The organism is Vibrio sp. QJM3NY_35 (assembly GCF_057785915.1).
On the sequence record NZ_CM173507.1, the window covers coordinates 2858101 to 2878112 of the forward strand.

The window sequence follows — 20012 nt, forward strand, 5'->3', positions numbered from 1 at the left end:
CTGATACTAAATTTAATAGGTTACTGCTTGCTTTTCGTTAAGAGCGTTGCTCTTTAATGAATTCAGCCAGTAATTGTTCCTGTTCGTCAGTCAGAGCTAGGTTTTCCAGGAGTTCTGGTCTTCTTAGCCAAGTTCGGCCCAACGATTGTTTTAATCGCCAGCGACGAATGTCCTTATGGTTTCCAGACTTGAGTACCGATGGCACATCTTTATCGTCTAGCACCTCAGGGCGCGTATAATGGGGACAATCTAGCAAACCATTTGCAAAAGAATCTTCTTCTGCTGAAGCGAAATCTCCAAGTACACCCGGAACAAACCGAGATACTGAATCAATCAACGTCATGGCTGGCAGTTCGCCACCCGTCATCACAAAATCTCCAATCGACCATTCTTCGTCAACTTCAGATTGAATGATGCGCTCATCTACCCCTTCGTAGCGACCACAAATAAGAAGTAAATTCTCGTTTGTTGCCAGCTCTTCAACACCTTTCTGGTCGAGTTTACGACCTTGAGGTGAAAGATAGATAACTTTCGTCTTTCCCGGTGCTGCTTGCTTGGCCGTTGTGATAGCGTCGCGCAAAGGCTGAACCATCATTAACATGCCAGGACCACCACCGTAAGGTCTGTCATCAACAGTGCGATGTTTATCATGAGTGAAATCACGAGGATTCCATGTCTCAATAGATAAAAGACCTTTTTTAACCGCTTGACCTGTTACTCCAAAATCAGTAACAGAACGGAACATTTCAGGAAAAAGGCTAATAATGCCAACCCACATGTGTTCTCTCGCTCTGTAATTTGGAGTTAGAATCCAGGATCCCAGTCAACTTCGATCCGGCGAGCTTCGCGATCAACTTTCTTGATCACTTGCTCTTCAAGGTACGGTACTAACCGTTCCTTTTGGCCAAAAGCATCTTTAAGATTTGCTTTGATTACTAGAACATCGTTCGAGCCAGTTTCTAATAGGTCAGTGACCTTACCAAGGTCGTAACCTTTAGTAGTAAAAACTTGCATACCGAACAATTCGCGCCAGTAGAATTCATCTTCTGACAATTCAGGTAACGAAGCAGGGTCAATAGCAATTTCAAAGTTAGTCATCAGTTGCGCGTCTTCACGAACATCTAATCCCGCTAGCTTACATACATAACCTTGGCCATGACGTTTCCAGCTCTCAACTTTGTACTCAACCCACTTACCCTTTAGGTTTAAATACCAAGGGCTGTAATCAAATATGCTTTCAGCATTGTCTGTGTAGGAGAACACTTTAAGCCAGCCACGAATACCATAGGTAGACCCAAGTTTACCCATGACAATTCTATTGTTTTGCTCGCTCATAGTTTCTTTACCCTTCATCGACATAAGCTATTTCTCTTTAAAAAAGAATTAAGCCGCTTTTTGAGCGTCTTTAACTAGCTTAGCTACACGATCAGATAGAGATGCGCCTTGACCAACCCAGTGGTTAACACGATCTAGGTCTAGACGTAGACCTTCTTCTTGACCTTGAGCAGTAGGGTTAAAGAAACCTACTTTCTCGATGAAACGGCCAGTTGCAGCGTTACGGCTATCCGCAACTACGATTTGATAAAATGGGCGCTTCTTTGCACCGTGACGTGCCAAACGAATGGTTACCATGTCGTCCTCTTTGCTTTCTTAATAAAATAATTAACCCCAAGTATAAGTAATAGCTTGGGGTCTCGTGCCAAATTAAAGCCCCGGAATTTTACTCTTATTCCGGTGCAATGCAAGGGCTTTAGCTATTTTTTCACCAACATAGCTGCCGTACACTTTCTGTGACACGGCTAACACTATGAAAAGTAACGTAGCTAAAGCTTACATTTGTAGATTATCGACCAAACGGGTTAAAGCCACCACCCATTCCGCCCATACCTCCACCGCCGCCCATCATGCCTTGCATGTTGCGCATCATGCCTTTCATGCCACCTTTTTGCATTTTCTTCATCATCTTCTGCATCTGGGTGAACTGCTTAAGCATACGGTTTACATCTTGTACCTGTGTACCTGAACCAGCGGCAATACGCTTTTTGCGCGAGCCTTTGATTAGGTCAGGGCGTTGACGCTCTTTCATAGTCATAGAGTTGATGATCGCTTCCATTTGCTTGAACATCTTGTCATCAACTTTATCTTTAACGTTATCTGGTAGCTGTGACATGCCTGGAAGCTTATCCATCATGCCCATCATGCCGCCCATGTTTTGCATCTGACCAAGTTGTTCACGGAAGTCTTCAAGGTCAAAGCCTTTCTTCTCTTTGAACTTCTTAGCTAGCTTCTCTGCTTTCTCGGTATCAACGTTTTTCTGTAGGTCTTCAATAAGAGACAGTACGTCGCCCATACCTAGGATACGAGAAGCAACACGATCTGGGTGGAACGGTTCTAGTGCGTCAGTCTTTTCACCAACACCCAAGAATTTAATTGGCTTACCTGTAATATGACGAACAGACAGAGCAGCACCACCACGCGCATCACCATCAACTTTCGTCAAGATAACACCAGTTAGTGGTAGTGCATCACCAAAGGCTTTTGCAGTGTTCGCAGCATCTTGACCTGTCATTGCATCAACAACGAACAGTGTCTCTACTGGTTTAATTGCAGTATGAAGCTCTTTGATCTCGCCCATCATCTCTTCATCGATAGCCAAACGACCAGCAGTATCGACAAGTAGCACGTCGTAGAATTTCTTCTTTGCGTGATCAATGGCAGCGTTTGCAATATCAAGAGGCTTTTGATCAGCTGAAGATGGGAAGAAGTCTACGCCAACATCGCTTGCTAATGTTTCAAGCTGTTTGATCGCCGCTGGACGGTAAACGTCGGCAGATACAACCAAGACTTTCTTCTTGTCACGCTCAGTTAGAAGCTTAGATAGCTTACCTACCGATGTGGTTTTACCCGCACCTTGTAGACCCGCCATTAAGATAACGGCTGGCGGCTGCGCTGCTAGGTTAAGAGCCTCGTTAGACTCACCCATCACCGCTTCAAGTTCAGCTTGAACGATCTTAATGAATTCTTGACCAGGCGTTAGAGACTTAGAAACCTCAACACCCACAGCGCCTTCTTTTACGCGCTTAACAAAATCGCGGACAACTGGCAGAGCAACGTCGGCTTCAAGTAGCGCCATACGTACTTCACGCAGCGTCTCTTTAATATTGTCTTCGGTCAGACGACCTTTACCGCTGATGTTCTTCAGCGTTTTGGATAGACGATCCGTTAAATTATCAAACATAGTTTTCTCTTCGCTCAAAACTGCGACTATTACTGTGAGTATACATTAGCGCGGATTAGAGTCATACCCGTTGTAGAGCGTTAATCGTCCGTGCTTGTGATGTGAGACATTATTCACTTGGAATTGAATGAGGTTCGCCATAGCCCCCAAGAGCGATGCGAGGTATAATTCGCCAATTAGTAATCATTTAAATGGATACCATGGACAGTCTTATTGCGATCGCAGCAGCCTTTCTCTATACAATGGCGATTTCCACGATCATTCCAGGTCTCGTGCACCAAACAGGAATCCGTGTAAAAACGGTGTTTATCAGCGCATTACTTGCTCTAGCTTTCCATGCTTGGTTGCTTGGCGATTTGATTTTTAATGCCAGTGGCCAAAACCTCAGTATCTTGAACGTTGCTTCATTAATCAGTTTAATCATATCTGTGGTTATGAGCGGCGCTATGCTCAAAACTCGTTTGTGGTTTATCTTGCCCGTCGTTTATAGCTTCGCGGCACTGAACTTGATGGCTGCTACTTTTCTTCCAAGCACCTTCATCAAACATCTAGAGAATGATCCAAAACTTCTCGTGCACATCTCTTTGGCTCTATTCTCATACGCAACACTGACTATCGGTGCGCTATACGCTCTGCAACTCGCGTGGCTAGATCACAAACTTAAAAAGAAAAAAGCCTTAGTGATAAACCCTAACCTACCTCCTTTAATGATGGTGGAGAGACAGCTTTTCAAGATCATTCTGATTGGTAATGGCTTATTAACGGGTACTTTGTTGACAGGCCTTATCTTCGTACAAGATATGTTTGCTCAAGGAAAAGCGCACAAGGCTGTGTTGTCTTTTATCGCTTGGGTTATCTACTCCATCCTTCTATGGGGTCACTATCAGAAAGGTTGGCGTGGACAAAAAGTCACTTGGTTCGCACTGGCCGGTGCCAGCATGCTCACATTAGCCTACTTCGGTAGCCGCTTCGTTCAGGAAATTATCCTGAACTAGTCTGAAAAATAAAGGCAAGGTCTCACACACCTTGCCTTTAAAATATTGAGTCCGTTAGATTCAATTGACATCTCGACCATGTTCGGTCATAAATTAATCAAGATACACAAATAGGAAAAGAATAGTTTTGGACGACATATCAACGGGTATCTTATTTGCGCTACTCGCGTGTCTCATTGTAATTTCTGGTTATTTCTCTGGTTCCGAAACGGGCATGATGTCCTTGAACCGCTACCGTTTAAAGCACTTGGCCAATACGGGTCATAAAGGTGCCAAACGTGTAGAAAAACTTCTGAACCGCCCAGACAGATTGATTGGCCTCATTCTCATCGGCAACAATCTCGTCAACATTCTTGCATCTGCGATCGCTACTATTCTTGGTATGCGCATCTACGGGGACATCGGTGTGGCTATCGCTACTGGTACCCTGACTCTCGTGATCCTCGTATTCGCCGAGGTAACACCAAAAACCATCGCTTCTCTATTTCCTGAACGTGTCTCTTACGCCAGTAGTATCCTTTTAATGGTGTTAATGAAGGTACTATCACCATTGGTGATTTTAGTTAACTTCATTACCAACGGCTTCATTCGTATCTTAGGTGTCAAAGCCAGCCATGATGCAACTGACCACTTAAGCTCAGAAGAGCTTAGAACCGTGGTAAATGAAGCAGGTAGCCTAATTCCTCAACGTCACCAAGATATGTTGGTGTCTATTCTGGACTTGGAACATGTCACCGTGAACGACATCATGGTGCCGCGTAATGAGATTACTGGTATCGACATCAATGACGACTGGAAATCTATCGTTCGTCAATTAACCCACTCGCCTCATGGCCGAGTGGTGCTGTACCGTGACCAAATAGATGAAGTGGTTGGTATGCTTAGGTTGCGTGAAGCTTATCGCTTAATGCTTGAAAAGAATGAATTCAATAAAGAGACCCTGCTGCGCGCGGCAGATGAGATCTACTTTATTCCTGAAGCGACGCCACTTAACATTCAACTGCTGAAGTTTCAGCGCAATAAACAGCGCATTGGTTTGATTGTTGATGAATATGGTGACATCAACGGCTTGGTTACCTTGGAAGATATTTTGGAAGAAATCGTTGGTGAGTTTACTACTTCAATTGCACCAAGCTTATCTGAAGAGATCACGCCGCAAAGCGATGGCAGCTTCTTAATTGAAGGCAGCGCCAATATCCGAGATATCAACAAAGGCTTACAGTGGGCATTGCCTACCGATGGCCCAAGAACGCTGAATGGTTTGATATTGGAGCACCTTGAAGATATTCCAGAGAGTCACCTCAGTGTTCAGGTTGCCAGTCACCCAATGGAAATTGTCGAACTCGAAGAGAACCGCATCAAGCTGGTACGAGTGTTTCCGCAAATCGTTAACGGGTAACAGTCCAAGATAGTATTTTGGTATTAAGTCATTACAGAAAAAACGGAAAGGCCCGGTTCATTGAACCGGGCCTTTTTATATCTAACTCACCACACTCAAGGTGAAAAATGATTAGTCGATTTTAAGCTCTTGCAGCATAGACTCAGGCAGTGCCAACTCATCATTCTTGTTTACAGAAATACCTGCAGCGATGATCGCATTCGCGATCTCTTTCGCTTCATCTAATGAGTGCATTGCTGCGGTACCACATTGGTATTCGTTCAGCTCAGGGATCTTATTCTGGTTCTCAACTTTCAGTACGTCTTGCATCGCTGCTAACCAACCGTCAGCTACTTGTTGCTCTGTAGGCGTACCAATCAGGCTCATATAGAAACCTGTACGACAACCCATCGGTGAGATATCGATGATCTCTACATCTGAACCATTCAATTGATTACGCATGAAACCTGCGTATAGATGCTCTAGAGTATGGATACCTTTCTCAGATAGGATGTCTTTGTTTGGCGCAGTAAAACGCAGGTCAAACACAGTGATGGTATCCCCTTTCGGGGTTTGCATTGTTTTAGCAACACGAACGGCTGGTGCGTTCATGCGTGTGTGATCAACAGTGAAACTATCTAATAAAGGCATTGCTCTTCTCCATGACGGTTGGCTTTAGAAAAACCAACTTCGATTGTCTTCCAGTTCTTTGCGGCACTGTTTAAGTTGCCAGCCATAATCTTTTGCTTGTTGTTCTACTTTGCGAGCCACCTTAATTAAAGATGGTTTGCTGTTGTATGATTTACGCTTATAACCACCACGCCCTTCATGATAAGCCAGGTATTGGTTATACGGGTCCCACAGTGAGATGCCCAATTGACGACGCGTCTCGCTGGTATACCAACCGATGAACATCAATGCATCATCAAAGTTGGTTCTTGAACCACCGTTATTGGTCGCTTTTTGGAAGTCCTCCCAAGCAGGGTCTTGTGCTTGTGCATAACCATAGGCACTGCTTACACGCCCCCACGGAATGAAGCCAAGAATGTAATCTTTGGGTGGGCGCGCATCATGACGATAGCTACTCTCTTGTTTCACAAAAGCCATCGCAACGTTGATCGGAGTGCCCCACTCTTCTTGCATATCCAATGCATCTTCATACCATGAAGGGTGTTCTAGAAAGATGCTACACAAATTATCTTGCTGCTTTGGCGGTGGCGTTGCACATCCAACCAATAGGCTAGAGACAACACCAACAGTCACTACAGGTAACCATTGACTACTCACACGAGTAGGCTGACCTAATAAGGCTTGCTTCCTTTCCACCAAAGTCTCGCTATGCTTTTAAATACGAAAAATAATCCGCTAAGAAGCTATCAAAATCTTGAGTGCTTGCTTCTTCACTTTGTTGCTGAGCAGTCACAGAGCGTTGAACTTCTGCTTCCATCAACTCAGCTGAATATACTTTGTATTGGTGTGCTTTGTGCTGCTCTGCATACGTTTTACCTAACGTACAGCCCACTTTACCTAAGCCACCTAACTTCTTAGTCTCTTCTAGCAACTGGCCAGAAATGGTCAGCTCTGGGTTATCAATCCAAGCTTCAAGCGTATCGCAGGTTTCTTGATATGCACGACCACCTTGTTCAGCGTCCATCATCTCGGCAATAGAGCGTAGGTCTTTAAAGACACGCTTCGCCCAATCTTGCAGAGACAATCGCTCACCATGACAACCGATTTGCAGCTCTAAACCAACCTGACGACCTTCTAAGATCACCTTGTTCCAGTTATCGCGCCAGCACTCAAGTTCACAGTTATCCATCTCGGCAGAGTCTGTTAGTACACTCCACGTAAGGAATAGGTCCAAGAAGCGAACTTGCTGCTCATTGATACCAATTGAGCTGAATGGATTTACGTCTAAAGAACGAACCTCAATGTACTCAACACCAGCACGAGCGAGCGCTTCAGATGGTTTCTCACCACTCTTCGCCACACGCTTAGGACGGATTGGAGCATACAGCTCATTCTCAATTTGCAGCACATTGCTATTGAGTTGACGGTATTCACCATCAACCTTAGTGCCAATCTCAGCGAACTCTTCTGATGGTGTGCGAATCGCTTGATTCAAACCTTCAAGGTATTGGTCTAGGCTGTTGAAACCAATCTTCAATACGCTTTGCGCACTATTAGTGTAACCAAGATCGCTCAAGCGCAGTGCCGTTGCTTTTGGTAGATACAGTGTCTCGCCAATCTTTTCAAAAGGCAGACTTGTCTCCCTTCCTTTGATGAAAGAAGAACATAGCGCAGGTGAAGCACCGAAGAAGTATGGGATTAACCAACCAAAGCGGTAGTAGTTACGAATCAAACCGAAGTAAGCATCTGACTTAGATTCACAACGCGCTTCTTCTGTTTGCTCTCCAAACAGGCTATCCCAAAAGCTTTCTGGGAAAGAGAAGTTGAAATGAACACCAGAGATAATCTGCATCAAGCTACCGTAACGACGTTTTAGGCCTTCACGATATAGCGTCTTCATCTTACCGTTGTTAGAGGTGCCGTATTGCGCTAGTTGAATGTAATCTTCACTGCCAACGTAACAAGGCATAGAAAGCGGCCATAGCTTTTCGCCGTCTAACTTGGTTTGCGTGAAGTGATGGATATCAGACAACTGATTCAAAAGCGTCGGAACATCGTTAGAAACAGGCGTGATAAATTCCAGTAGCGACTCAGAGAAATCGGTCGTTACCCATTCGTTCATCAACGCAGATCCCAAAGCCTCAGGGTGCGGCCCAGTAGCAAGGTGCCCATCTTCCGTGTAGCGTAATGTTTCCCTTTCAACACCACGACCGAATTGAGAGAAGGTCTTAGGGTTGGTTGCAACTTGCTTTAGTCGCGCAGCAAAATCAGTCAAAATTCAGTTCACTTATCTTATATTGTTCTGATTAGAACTATCATAAATTAGGTTGGAGGAGAAAAGTAGAGTCTCTTCCCTCCCCCTTTAATGTGTACTCTAACGAATGATTTCAAGCTCTTCTATTGGAATATCTAACTTTTCTAATTGCGGGCGAAGCGAAGTCGCGTCACCAACAACGATTATTTGATAATCATTCGGGTCGAACCATTTCTTCGATAGCTCGTTTAAGGTTTCTTTTGAAACCGTTTCAACTATCTGATTACGCTGTTGTAGGTAATCTTCATCAAGGCTCAATGCGACAATATTACTCAACAACCCAGCCTTTTGACTTGGCGTTTCGTATTTAAGCGCATCTTGTTGACCGACGGCGAGGCGCATAAATTTCACCTCTTCGTCAGTTAATCCACTTTGACTAAACTCGTTCAACTCATTAATAAACTCTTGAATCGATGGAACCGTCGCATTCGCCCTTACCTGCGCGCTAAATACCACTGCGCCAGTTTCTCTAGTACTTGCGAAGTAACCGCTTGCACCGTAAGTGTAGGCCTTGTCTTCACGCAGGTTCTGGTTGATACGGCTATTGAAGTTACCCGCTAAGTTAAAGTTAGCTAACTGGCTCAAATACAATTCACCCGTCGCATCAAATGGCAGGCCTTTACGCACCAAGCGAACAATGCTTTGCGGCGCACCCGGTTTGTCGACCAAATACAGGTGCTGACCTGAAAGCTCTTTGACGATCTGTGGACGCGTTAGTGGTGCCGCATCGCCTTGCCACTGTTCAAAGAATTGTAGCTGTTTCCCTACCTCTTTCTTCGAGATGTCTCCCACAACAACAATATTGGCACCTTCTGGTGTGTAATGTTGCGCATAGAATTTTTTCACATCGTCTAAGGTCAATTTCGATAGAGATTCCTTAGTACCATCACTTGCACGAGCAAAAATACTGTCACCAAACAGCACTTCACGGGTTGCTTGAGAAGCCATCCAGCTTGGCTGCTGATGCTGATAGACAACGCCTTCTAGCATCTGTTTCTTAACGCGCTCGAAATCTTGCTCATCGAACTTAGGATCGAATAGAACCTCTTGCACAATCGCTAAGGTTTGAGGCAAATTTTTCTCTAGCGTCGAGACTGAAATATCTGTGGTATAGCTGCCCGCACTAATGCTCACGCTGCTACCAAGTTTATCTAAGGTCGCCTGTAACTCTTCAACGGTTCGTTTGGTCGAGCCTTCTTCCATCATCGAAGCCGTTAGGTTCGCTAGGCCTTCTTGTCCTTTGCGAACATAACGCTCACCTGCTGGAAGTTGAATCTGTAGCTGTACTGTCGGCGTTTCACTGGTCACGGTACCAATTAAATCCGTGCCGTTTGCAAAGTGCATGCGGTACAACTCAGGCATAGTAGCCTCAACACCAAAGTTCACTTCTGGCATTACGCTGCGATCAAATGCGTTCGGTGCCTTTCTGAAATCCAGTTGGTCCTCTGTCACCTTGCTGTATTCAGGCAAAGTACGTGGAGGTGTAACAAAAGTCGCCTCACGAACCGCTAAATCGAGCTTTTTCTTAGGAACCACGCTCAAGGTAACCTTGTGCTTACCTTCGATGAAATCTTGGTAGGCTTGACTTACGCTCTCAGGCGTCACCGCTCGGATTTGATCGAGTTGAGATTCAATGCGATCAGGCTGACCATAGAAGGTTTGGTTCGACGCGAGTTGCGACACCTTACCTTTAACGCTTTGCAATGCGAAAACAGCATTCGCTTCTGCCATGCCAGTGATCTGGTCTAAACGCTCTTGCTCAACGCCCTCTTTCGAGAATTGCTCTAGGGTATCCATCAGCTCTTTATTGAGAACCGTCAAATCGCCTTTCTCACCAGAGTTGCCCATCGCATACACGTACATGGTACAAGCAAGCTCAGCACAATCATGGAAAGAGCCAGCGCTGACGGCCTTCTGCGTTTTTACGAGGTTTTGATATAAGTAACTGTTGGTACCTGAACCTAACACGTTAGACAATGCATTCAGTGAAGCTTGCGTCTCTTCACCGCGATACGTTGTTGGCCAACCCACCAGCACCATCGGCTGACGAATATTGTCTTCTAAGGTGATGTATTTATCTTCTGTTAGAACAGCAGGTTGCTTCTCTGCCGCCTTCACTTCAGGACCTTGAGGGATTGGGCCAAAGTACTTGTTAACCCACTCTAGCGTGTCATCAACGTCGATATCACCACCAATCGTTAACACGGCATTGTTTGGACCGTACCAACGCAGGAAGAACGCTTTAAGATCATTCACGTCAACACGGTCAAGATCTTCAACATAGCCGATTGGTTGCCAAGAGTAAGGGTGACCTTCAGGGTAAAGCGCTTCGCCCATGCGTTCCCACATCAAGCCGTAAGGACGATTTTCGTAGCTCTGCGCTCGCTCGTTCTTGACCGTGCCTCTTTGCACCTCAAATTTCTTCTGAGAAACTGCATCCAACAAGAAGCCCATTCGGTCAGATTCTAACCACAGCATTTTTTCAAGTTGGTTAGAAGGAACAGTTTCAAAGTAGTTGGTGCGGTCACGGTTGGTCGTGCCGTTTAACGAACCACCCGCTTCGGTAATGATCTTAAAGTGCTGTTGGTCACCAACGTTCTCAGAACCCTGGAACATCATGTGCTCAAAGAAGTGAGCAAAGCCCGACTTACCAATCTCTTCACGTGCTGAACCGACGTGATAAGTTACATCAACATGCACCAACGGATCGGAATCATCAGGGGAAAGAATAACTGTCAGGCCGTTTTCAAGCTGATACTTGGTGTAAGGAATCACCACTTTATCTTTAGAAGGCTTAACCTCTTCTAACAGAGTGACACCTTCAGGTAACGAGGAAAAGAAGGGCGTTGAGCTAGGTACATTGTAAGAACAGCCAGCAATGGCGATAAGAGAAAATGTACCAAGTAAAACCTTTTTCATAGGTTCTCCTTAGAAAAAACCGAAGTAGATAGCAGCAAGTAAGCTATAGCGAGCAGCTTTGCCAATCGCTATCAAAATAACGCTAGGGATGAATTTCATTCTTAGCCAACCCGCGGCTAGACACAAAGGGTCACCAATTATCGGTAACCAACTAAATAACAGTGTCCAGTAACCATAACGGCTCAGCCAAGTCATAGCCTTATGACCATGCTTTTCAGATTGAGTTCGATTAGGCAACCACAAACCAATCCAATAGTTAGTCAGGCCGCCTAAGGTGTTGCCTAATGTCGCCACCAAAATGATAGATGAGGTTGAAAACTGATCTAAGCTCAAAGCCGCCACAAGGCTAGCTTCCGAACCACCGGGTAGTAACGTGGCACTCAAGAAGCCACTGATGAAGAGTACCCACAGCGCTGAGTCCGAGAACCACAGCGCAATATTTTCAAAAAGGGAGTTAAAGAATTCTAGCACTGCATATCAACTTTCTTGCATTTTAAGTAGCACCTTGCCTCTGGTGTGTCCGGTTTCAACCTGCAGATGAGCCGACTGCGCCTCGTCTAACTGGTAGATACCTTGAACTTCTGTTTTGAGCAATCCGACACTAACCATGTACAGCATAGTGTCCATTTGCTCAGGGTTTGGCTCAACCAACATACCTGATGCCGTAAAGCCCAATAGTGTTGCTTTCTCACAGATAAGTTCTGCAGATAAGGTTGGCACTGTCACTACTCGCGCACCATCTTTTAGACACTTCAATGCGTCAAGAGCGGTATCGCCACCGACCAAATCAATCAATACATCAACATCAGAAACTCGCTCCGATGCTGGTGCAAACTTATAGTTAATCGCATGAGCGCCTAGCGTTGCAAGATAATCGAGGTTAGCTTCGCTGCAGGTGGTGTAAACCTCGGCTTTTGCTGCCACTGCAATTTGAACTGCAAGGTGACCCACGCCGCCCGCGCCCGCTAAAATAAGCACGCGATCGCCTTCTTTCACTTCGGCTTTATTAAGTGCTTGTGCTGCTGTTTGGCTAGCAAGTGGTAATGCCGCTGCCGCTTCTAAGGTGACAGAATCAGGAACCATGCTGAGTGCCGCTTCTGGAACACATACATATTGGCTGTAGCCGCCACCTTGCAGTGGGAAACCAATAAAGCCTGCCACGTTATCACCAACGGTAAAACGTTCAGCTTGATCGCCTAGCGTGACAATTTGACCGGAAATATCGTATCCCGGCACCCAAGGGAGGTTGTCTTTGTTTTGTGCTGCTGCCCAACCAAGGCCAGCTCGGGTTTTCACATCAATCGGATTAATGCCCGAAAAGGAAACTTTAACCACCACTTCTCCAGCCTTAGGCTCAGGAATAGCACTGGTTTGAATACTAAGGTTTTCGACGCCGCCGAATTGAGTAATCGCAATCTGTTTATTTTCCATTTCCACATTTCCTTGATTGATAAAAGCCCTAGTGAGCAAGCACCCTAATTAATAAAAAGAAAGGGATGCGAAAGCATCCCTTTGACTATAAACCATTTAATAAGGCTAAGTTAACCGCTCATTCGTAAATTGACGACCAATTAACGTAACGATACATGACCTAAGTAATCCATTAACCGACTAGCGCTAATAGAATACCCGCCGCAACCGCACTACCAAGTACACCTGCTACGTTCGGGCCCATTGCATGCATCAACAAGAAGTTCTGAGGGTTTGCTTCAAGACCTACCTTGTTCACAACACGTGCCGCCATTGGAACCGCTGATACGCCAGCTGCACCAATCAATGGGTTGATGTCCTCTTTCGAGAAGCGGTTTAGAACCTTCGCCATCAATACACCACCCGCAGTACCAATACTGAACGCGACCGCACCTAAGCCAAGAATACCCAGAGTCTCTAAGTTCAAGAAAGTATCCGCTTGAAGCTTAGAACCAACACCGAGACCAAGGAAAATAGTCACAACGTTAATCAGTTCGTTTTGCGCTGTTTTCGATAGGCGATCAACCACACCCGCTTCACGCATCAAGTTACCCAGACAGAACATACCCACTAGAGGTGTTGCTGAAGGTAGGAACAAAATCGTCATCAGCAGTACAGCAAGCGGGAAGAGGATCTTCTCTGCTTTGCTAACGTGACGAAGTTGAGCCATCTTAATCTTACGCTCTTCAGGAGACGTTAACGCTTTCATGATTGGTGGCTGAATAATAGGAACCAATGCCATGTAGCTATAAGCCGCTACGGCAATGGCACCTAAAAGATCCGGAGATAACTTGCTCGCCAAGAAGATCGCAGTTGGGCCATCGGCACCACCAATGATCGCAATTGACGAAGCATCGGCCATCGAGAACTCCATTCCTGGAACATAGTTCAACAAGATCGCGCCAAATAGCGTTGCAAAGATACCGAACTGAGCCGCAGCCCCTAGCCACAATGTTTTAGGGTTCGCAATCAACGCACCGAAGTCCGTCATCGCACCAACACCCATAAAGATCAGCAGTGGGAAAATACCCGTTTCAATACCAATGTAGTAAACGTAGTACAGTAAACCACCGGGATCAGTAAACCCAGCATTTGGGATGTTTGCTAATACAGCACCAAAACCAATCGGTAGTAGAAGTAACGGTTCAAATCCTTTACGAATTGCTAAAAACAACAGCAAGCAACCGACCAGCATCATACAGATCTGGCCGAACTCGAAGTTAGCAATCCCTGTTTCAGACCATAAGGTCATCAATCCTTCCATGGTACTCCCTTACGCTAAGCTTAGTAGTGGAGCGCCTACAGTAACTGCATCGCCTTCTTTAACATTCAGTTCTTGAACGATACCACCACGAGCAGCACGAACTTCCGTTTCCATCTTCATCGCTTCTAGGATAAGCAGAACGTCGCCTTCAGCAACCTCAGCACCCGCCTGAACATTTACTTTGAAGATGTTACCCGCCAATGGGGCTGGAACCGCTTCAGCGTCAGAAGCTGCTACAGGTGCAGCCTGAGCCGCTTGAGCAGGTTTTGCTGATGGCGCAACAGATGTTAGTTCACCTTGTGGGCCAACCTCGACATCGTAAACTTGACCATCCACCTTCACGCTGTAGCTTTCGATGCCACCAGACACAGGAGCCGGAGCTGCAGCAACTGGAGTCGCAACTTCTACCGTTGGTGCTGGTTCAAATGCTTCAGGGTTACGACGGTTCTTAAGAAACTTAAGACCCACTTGTGGGAAGAGTGCGTAAGTCAGGACATCGTCTACTGTATCTTCAGCTAGAGAAATCCCTTCTGATTTCGCTTTCTCTAAAAGATCCGTAGTCAGCGTATCCATTTCTGACTTGAGCAAGTCAGCAGGGCGACAAGTGATTGGCTCTGCACCATCCAGAACTTTCGCTTGCAGTTCAGCATCTACTTCCGCAGGTGCTTGGCCGTATTCGCCTTTCAGCAGACCGGCAGTTTCTTTGGTGATGCTCTTATAGCGCTCACCCGTTAGCACGTTAATAACCGCTTGAGTACCGACAATTTGAGAAGTTGGTGTTACCAAAGGAATATAACCAAGCTCTTTACGTACGCGTGGGATCTCTTCTAGAACTTCATCCATACGATCGGCTGCGCCTTGCTCTTTAAGCTGGCCTTCCATGTTAGTTAACATGCCGCCAGGAACTTGAGCGATCAGGATGCGAGAATCGACGCCTTTTAGCTGACCTTCCCATTTCGCGTACTTCTTACGTACATCACGGAAGTAAGCTGCGATTGGTTCGATTTGGTCTAGTTTGAGATTCGTGTCGCGCTCTGTACCTTCTAACATCGCAACAACCGTTTCAGTTGGCGTATGGCCGTAAGTACAGCTCATTGAAGAGATAGCGGTGTCTAGAATGTCGATACCCGCTTCAACGGCTTTAACCGCTGTTGCAGTCGATAGACCGGTTGTCGCGTGACTATGCAGCGCTAGAGGAACGTCACACGATGCTTTGATACGTGTAATTAACTCTTCCGCTTCATAAGGCTTTAATAAGCCTGACATATCTTTGATACATAGTGAGTGACAACCTAGGTCCTCTAGACGCTTAGCCAAATCAACCCAAGTATCTGAGTTGTGGACCGGACTGGTTGTGTAAGACAACGTACCTTGAGCGTGGCCACCAACGTCGATCGTTGCTTTCACTGCTTTTTCAAAGTTACGTACGTCATTCATCGCATCAAAGATACGGAATACGTCCATGCCGTTTTTATGGGCACGTTCAACAAATTTTTCAACTACATCATCCGCGTAATGACGGTAGCCCAATAGGTTTTGACCACGCAGTAGCATCTGCATTGGTGTGTTTGGCATCGCTTTTTTCAGCTCACGCAAACGCTCCCATGGATCCTCGCCAAGAAAACGGATACACGAATCAAACGTCGCGCCGCCCCAAGTCTCAAGTGACCAGTAACCGACTTTATCCAGTTCTGCCGCAATTGGCAGCATATCTTCGATACGCATACGAGTAGCAAATAGTGACTGGTGCGCGTCACGAAGTACCACATCTGTGATAGCTAGTGGTTTAGACATGCTCATAAACTCCTTTTTAATCCTTTAAATGCTACTTAGCAGTAGACGCACGGTATTGATGAACCGCGGCCGAAATTGCTGCCACTACCTGTGGACTAACAGCTGAAGGGTTTGATTGTGATTTTTGAATTTTTTTAGGTGCTGCGATCGGCTCTGGTACTTCTTCTGGTACCAGTTTTGACATCAACCGAACGAGGTAAACTAGAATAGTTAGGAAAATAAAGACAACGGACATCCCCGTTATCATTAGAGTCGCCGCATCTCCTAGCAGGCTTCCAATATTAGTCATGTTGCTTCCTTTCTTCGTCATCCTGACATACGTACAGGATTTCAGCGAATAGTGATCCCGACCCATGGATTATCTCGATTGGTAAAAGTTTGTCAATTTTGTTTAAGGTTCTGTTACGGATAACGCACACATAAGGTTAATTATTCGCCTATCAGATCACATAAATCTGTCAAATACGTCATTTTTAGATATTTAAACTGTGACTTAAACGGGACTTTTCTGGGAATTGATATGAGAAAGGTGGAATAACAAAGAAGTAATCAAGAACCACTTTAAATACAACAAGTTAAACAACGAACAAATTTAACATTATCGCAACAAATTTACAGCAGACATAAAAAAAGCCTCGTATAAACGAGGCTTTTTTTAATAATGTGGCGCGCTCTGGAGGATTCGAACCTCCGACCGCCTGGTTCGTAGCCAGGTACTCTATCCAGCTGAGCTAAGAGCGCACGGTTTTAATATCAATTCATTGTTACTAACAACAAAGCAATATAAGGATTTCATTCTTATAAGAAAGAAGCCCTAAATAGTGGCGCGTCCTGGAGGATTCGAACCTCCGACCGCCTGGTTCGTAGCCAGGTACTCTATCCAGCTGAGCTAAGGACGCACGGTTTTCGATATCAGTATTTCCAATATCAGGAGTTCACAAGGAAACCCTAAAGAGTGGCGCGTCCTGGAGGATTCGAACCTCCGACCGCCTGGTTCGTAGCCAGGTACTCTATCCAGCTGAGCTAAGGACGCGCAGTTTTCGATATCGGTATTCCCAACATCAGGGGTTCATAAAAGAAACCCTAAATAGTGGCGCGCTCTGGAGGATTCGAACCTCCGACCGCCTGGTTCGTAGCCAGGTACTCTATCCAGCTGAGCTAAGAGCGCACGGTTTAAGTATCAATTCGCTGTAAACAACAACTCAACACAAGGATTTCTGTTCTTATAAGAAAGAAGCCCTAAATAGTGGCGCGTCCTGGAGGATTCGAACCTCCGACCGCCTGGTTCGTAGCCAGGTACTCTATCCAGCTGAGCTAAGGACGCACGATTTTTGATATTAATTCTCGACGAACGATTTATCAATATCAGGATTCACATTCTTATAAGAACTAAACCCTAAATAGTGGCGCGCTCTGGAGGATTCGAACCTCCGACCGCCTGGTTCGTAGCCAGGTACTCTATCCAGCTGAGCTAAGAGCGCACGGTTTTAGTATCAACTTAGTCAATACAAGGACTTTCATTCTTAAAAGAAATAAACCCTTAAATAGTGGCGCGTCCTGGAGGATTCGAACCTCCGACCGCCTGGTTCGTAGCCAGGTACTCTATCCAGCTGAGCTAAGGACGCACGGTGTTCATTCATTAAGAATGAAGTTGTGAAATATATCACATTCTTCTTGCTACGAAGAAAAAAAAAGGCCATCGGCCTGTAATGAATGGCGGTGAGGGAGGGATTCGAACCCTCGATGCAGCTACAAACCACATACTCCCTTAGCAGGGGAGCGCCTTCGGCCACTCGGCCACCTCACCTAATTCATTATTCTCAAATCACTTACAAGTAAGAGAAGAGAGAATGGCGCGTCCTGGAGGATTCGAACCTCCGACCGCCTGGTTCGTAGCCAGGTACTCTATCCAGCTGAGCTAAGGACGCACATTTACATTGTCTAAATTGCTAATTTTAGACTCGCAAGAAATGGCGGTGAGGGAGGGATTCGAACCCTCGATGCAGCTACAAACCACATACTCCCTTAGCAGGGGAGCGCCTTCGGCCTCTCGGCCACCTCACCGTCTTGCGGAGGCACATATTACGTTTTACCGAAAATATGTCAAACACTTTATTGAAAAAAATTGGACAAAAACACTCAACCGTTTGCTATTTAATCAAAGCGCTTGCAAATTGAACTTATAAGATTCAAATCGCGCTTTTTCCCTTAAAAATTAAGGTGAAAGATTGGCAATAATAAACAGCCGAAAACAATTATCTAATTTCTCCAGCAGCAAGTGCTACCGCTGATGGCACAATACTACGGGATGCGTATTTGCGCCATAGGGGAAGCTAATAAATCTGAGTTTTGCCAAACAAAATACAGAGCAACCGTTCTGTTCAACCTTGTCTGTATCTCACAACATCACAAAGCATTCACTTCACCACTTTGAGACCGATCCGTTATCCAACCTATCTATGTCCCAATCAGTGTTTCGGTTCCCCAAGATCAAAAAAGGCTAGCAACAATGCTAGCCTCTTCTCTACGCAAAAGTATTAGTAGTTGCCAGATGCAACGTTACCATTACCTTTTTCAGCTTGAATGCGCATGTAGATCTCTTCACGGTGAACAGATACTTCTTTAGGTGCGTTAACACCGATACGTACTTGGTTACCTTTAACGCCTAGTACAGTAACTGTTACTTCATCACCAATCATCAGTGTTTCGCCAACGCGGCGAGTCAAAATTAGCATTCTTTGCTCCTTGAGTAATCTCTAAATTTATCTAGCTACGAGAGCATTATCCAACAAAAGTTATATTTTCGTAAACTATCGATTGAGTTTATTTAACCAAAATGCACTTCTTTTTTAGGATAACCCTGTGTTTCACGCGCTACGATGTATGCATTGTGTAATATGTTAGCAGCCATATCGACTTGCGTTGGTGCTATCACCAAAGTTAAAGACTGCTGCTGCAATAAGTGATGCTGTACATCAATTTCGCCTTCAGACAACAATCCATGTGAACTGACCACAATTTCTTGTGTTCGGCTTCCTACCACAGTTAACAAACTAACCTGTTCACTATTACGGATTTTCTCAGCAAAAACTAGTTTTAATTTGGCACTTATGTCTTGTTTAATAATGAGTGCTGCCCGTTCTGTTTCCTCGATCACACTACAGACTTCGATCCCCAACAGTTGGCAATGTGAAATGAAAGACGGTAAATCTTCATTCAAACACTCGATACGTACCATATCTCTTTGGATGGCGATGCCAGCAATATCATTCAAACACTGATTACCCGCGATCAATGTGCCCTCGCCTTGTTCAAAGCTTGAAAGCACTCGCAATGGCACGTTGTGCTGCCATGCATATTGAACACAAGGAAGGTGCAGTACCTTAGCGCCTCGGCGAGCCATCTCTTCCATAGAAGGGAAGTCTAAAGTATCTAATTTTTGAGATTGCTTCACGACTCTAGGATCACAAGAGTAAACACCATCTACATCAGTATAGATCTGGCATTCTTTCGCCTGTAAGGCACCCGCAAGCGCTACCGCTGTAGTATCTGAACCACCGCGACCTAATGTTGTGATATCGCCTTTCGCATTGAATCCTTGAAAGCCTGCAACAATGACAATCTGGTTGTCATCTAACAGTGCTTGAATCGGGGCAGTATCAATACGCTCAATCGCTGCATTATTATGATTAGAATCCGTGTGTATCTTGGCTTGATAGCCAGTCATCGATGTCGCTTCATAACCTAACTTGTGTAACGTCATTGCTAACAAGGCCATGGAAACTTGCTCGCCAGCCGTTAACAGCACATCCAGTTCTCTAGCGTTTGGTACGCTATCAACTTGTGTGGCTAAGTTAACCAACCGATTTGTTTCACCTGACATAGCAGAAACGACAACCACAATCTGGTTCCCTTCATTTTTCGCTTCAATGATTTTTTCTGCTACATGATGGATTCGTTCAATTGAACCCACCGACGTTCCACCAAATTTCTGCACGATAAGAGGCATT

At 45.3% G+C, this 20012-nt stretch carries 17 protein-coding genes and 10 tRNA genes; 2 read left to right on the forward strand and 25 right to left on the reverse strand.

The genetic code is table 11. The annotated features are described in order from the left end of the window. Positions 1–37 precede the first annotated feature (37 nt). From trmD to ffh, 4 genes are all read right to left on the reverse strand, one after another. A complete protein-coding gene (trmD, locus tag AC3CH3_RS12760; RefSeq protein ID WP_017061056.1) occupies positions 38–778 on the reverse strand; it encodes a tRNA (guanosine(37)-N1)-methyltransferase TrmD in 741 nt (246 codons plus the stop codon). Between the two features lie 26 nt (positions 779–804). Beyond that, complete coding sequence (rimM, locus tag AC3CH3_RS12765; protein WP_048612338.1) at positions 805–1359, reverse strand: ribosome maturation factor RimM; 555 nt, start codon at positions 1357–1359, stop codon at positions 805–807. Between the two features lie 24 nt (positions 1360–1383). Continuing rightward, on the reverse strand, positions 1384–1632 hold the full coding sequence (gene rpsP / locus AC3CH3_RS12770) for a 30S ribosomal protein S16 (protein WP_004410028.1): 249 nt from the start codon (positions 1630–1632) through the stop codon (positions 1384–1386). A 211-nt stretch (positions 1633–1843) separates the two neighbouring features. After that, the gene (ffh, locus tag AC3CH3_RS12775; RefSeq protein WP_010435884.1) at positions 1844–3238 is read right to left on the reverse strand and encodes a signal recognition particle protein; all 1395 of its coding nucleotides are present in this window, start codon (positions 3236–3238) and stop codon (positions 1844–1846) included. A 200-nt stretch (positions 3239–3438) separates the two neighbouring features. On the opposite strand from ffh, the gene AC3CH3_RS12780 reads away from it, so the two are divergent. Both AC3CH3_RS12780 and AC3CH3_RS12785 read left to right on the forward strand, forming a co-directional pair. Further along, the gene (locus AC3CH3_RS12780; protein WP_019825854.1) at positions 3439–4233 is read left to right on the forward strand and encodes a cytochrome C assembly family protein; all 795 of its coding nucleotides are present in this window, start codon (positions 3439–3441) and stop codon (positions 4231–4233) included. Between the two features lie 127 nt (positions 4234–4360). Continuing rightward, entirely contained in the window at positions 4361–5632 is a 1272-nt protein-coding gene (locus AC3CH3_RS12785; RefSeq protein ID WP_017629424.1) for an HlyC/CorC family transporter, read from the forward strand. A gap of 111 nt (positions 5633–5743) precedes the next feature. On the opposite strand, the gene luxS is transcribed toward AC3CH3_RS12785, so the two are convergent. From luxS to AC3CH3_RS12890, 21 genes are all read right to left on the reverse strand, one after another. Further along, positions 5744–6262: an S-ribosylhomocysteine lyase gene (gene luxS, locus AC3CH3_RS12790; RefSeq protein WP_017056597.1), complete on the reverse strand. Its 519-nt coding sequence runs from the start codon at positions 6260–6262 to the stop codon at positions 5744–5746. Positions 6263–6286: 24 nt separating this feature from the next. Continuing rightward, positions 6287–6937: a transglycosylase SLT domain-containing protein gene (locus AC3CH3_RS12795; RefSeq protein ID WP_488537292.1), complete on the reverse strand. Its 651-nt coding sequence runs from the start codon at positions 6935–6937 to the stop codon at positions 6287–6289. 10 nt (positions 6938–6947) lie between these two features. After that, entirely contained in the window at positions 6948–8516 is a 1569-nt protein-coding gene (gshA, locus tag AC3CH3_RS12800) for a glutamate--cysteine ligase (RefSeq protein WP_102433040.1), read from the reverse strand. Between the two features lie 99 nt (positions 8517–8615). Then, on the reverse strand, positions 8616–11474 hold the full coding sequence (locus tag AC3CH3_RS12805) for a M16 family metallopeptidase (protein WP_488537293.1): 2859 nt from the start codon (positions 11472–11474) through the stop codon (positions 8616–8618). Positions 11475–11483: 9 nt separating this feature from the next. Continuing rightward, a complete protein-coding gene (locus AC3CH3_RS12810) occupies positions 11484–11945 on the reverse strand; it encodes a YqaA family protein (RefSeq protein WP_488537294.1) in 462 nt (153 codons plus the stop codon). 6 nt (positions 11946–11951) lie between these two features. Continuing rightward, the gene (locus AC3CH3_RS12815) at positions 11952–12905 is read right to left on the reverse strand and encodes an NADP-dependent oxidoreductase (RefSeq protein ID WP_029405683.1); all 954 of its coding nucleotides are present in this window, start codon (positions 12903–12905) and stop codon (positions 11952–11954) included. Positions 12906–13077: 172 nt separating this feature from the next. Further along, entirely contained in the window at positions 13078–14208 is a 1131-nt protein-coding gene (locus AC3CH3_RS12820) for a sodium ion-translocating decarboxylase subunit beta (RefSeq protein ID WP_019825842.1), read from the reverse strand. Between the two features lie 9 nt (positions 14209–14217). Next, positions 14218–16002: a sodium-extruding oxaloacetate decarboxylase subunit alpha gene (gene oadA, locus AC3CH3_RS12825; RefSeq protein ID WP_029405682.1), complete on the reverse strand. Its 1785-nt coding sequence runs from the start codon at positions 16000–16002 to the stop codon at positions 14218–14220. A 31-nt stretch (positions 16003–16033) separates the two neighbouring features. Continuing rightward, a complete protein-coding gene (locus tag AC3CH3_RS12830) occupies positions 16034–16291 on the reverse strand; it encodes an oxaloacetate decarboxylase subunit gamma (protein ID WP_004741884.1) in 258 nt (85 codons plus the stop codon). 375 nt (positions 16292–16666) lie between these two features. Beyond that, positions 16667–16743, reverse strand: a tRNA-Arg gene (locus AC3CH3_RS12835). Between the two features lie 81 nt (positions 16744–16824). Then, positions 16825–16901: transfer RNA gene (locus AC3CH3_RS12840), tRNA-Arg, on the reverse strand. Between the two features lie 57 nt (positions 16902–16958). After that, positions 16959–17035, reverse strand: a tRNA-Arg gene (locus AC3CH3_RS12845). Between the two features lie 58 nt (positions 17036–17093). Continuing rightward, positions 17094–17170, reverse strand: a tRNA-Arg gene (locus AC3CH3_RS12850). Positions 17171–17249: 79 nt separating this feature from the next. Continuing rightward, positions 17250–17326, reverse strand: a tRNA-Arg gene (locus AC3CH3_RS12855). An 80-nt stretch (positions 17327–17406) separates the two neighbouring features. Beyond that, positions 17407–17483: transfer RNA gene (locus AC3CH3_RS12860), tRNA-Arg, on the reverse strand. A 67-nt stretch (positions 17484–17550) separates the two neighbouring features. Then, a tRNA-Arg gene (locus tag AC3CH3_RS12865) sits at positions 17551–17627 on the reverse strand. 89 nt (positions 17628–17716) lie between these two features. Next, positions 17717–17809 (reverse strand) — tRNA-Ser (locus AC3CH3_RS12870). 44 nt (positions 17810–17853) lie between these two features. Then, positions 17854–17930: transfer RNA gene (locus AC3CH3_RS12875), tRNA-Arg, on the reverse strand. A gap of 43 nt (positions 17931–17973) precedes the next feature. Continuing rightward, positions 17974–18066: transfer RNA gene (locus AC3CH3_RS12880), tRNA-Ser, on the reverse strand. A gap of 473 nt (positions 18067–18539) precedes the next feature. Next, the gene (gene csrA / locus AC3CH3_RS12885) at positions 18540–18737 is read right to left on the reverse strand and encodes a carbon storage regulator CsrA (RefSeq protein WP_004415691.1); all 198 of its coding nucleotides are present in this window, start codon (positions 18735–18737) and stop codon (positions 18540–18542) included. A 92-nt stretch (positions 18738–18829) separates the two neighbouring features. Further along, complete coding sequence (locus AC3CH3_RS12890; RefSeq protein ID WP_488538178.1) at positions 18830–20011, reverse strand: aspartate kinase; 1182 nt, start codon at positions 20009–20011, stop codon at positions 18830–18832. Between the last annotated feature and the right edge of the window lies 1 nt (position 20012).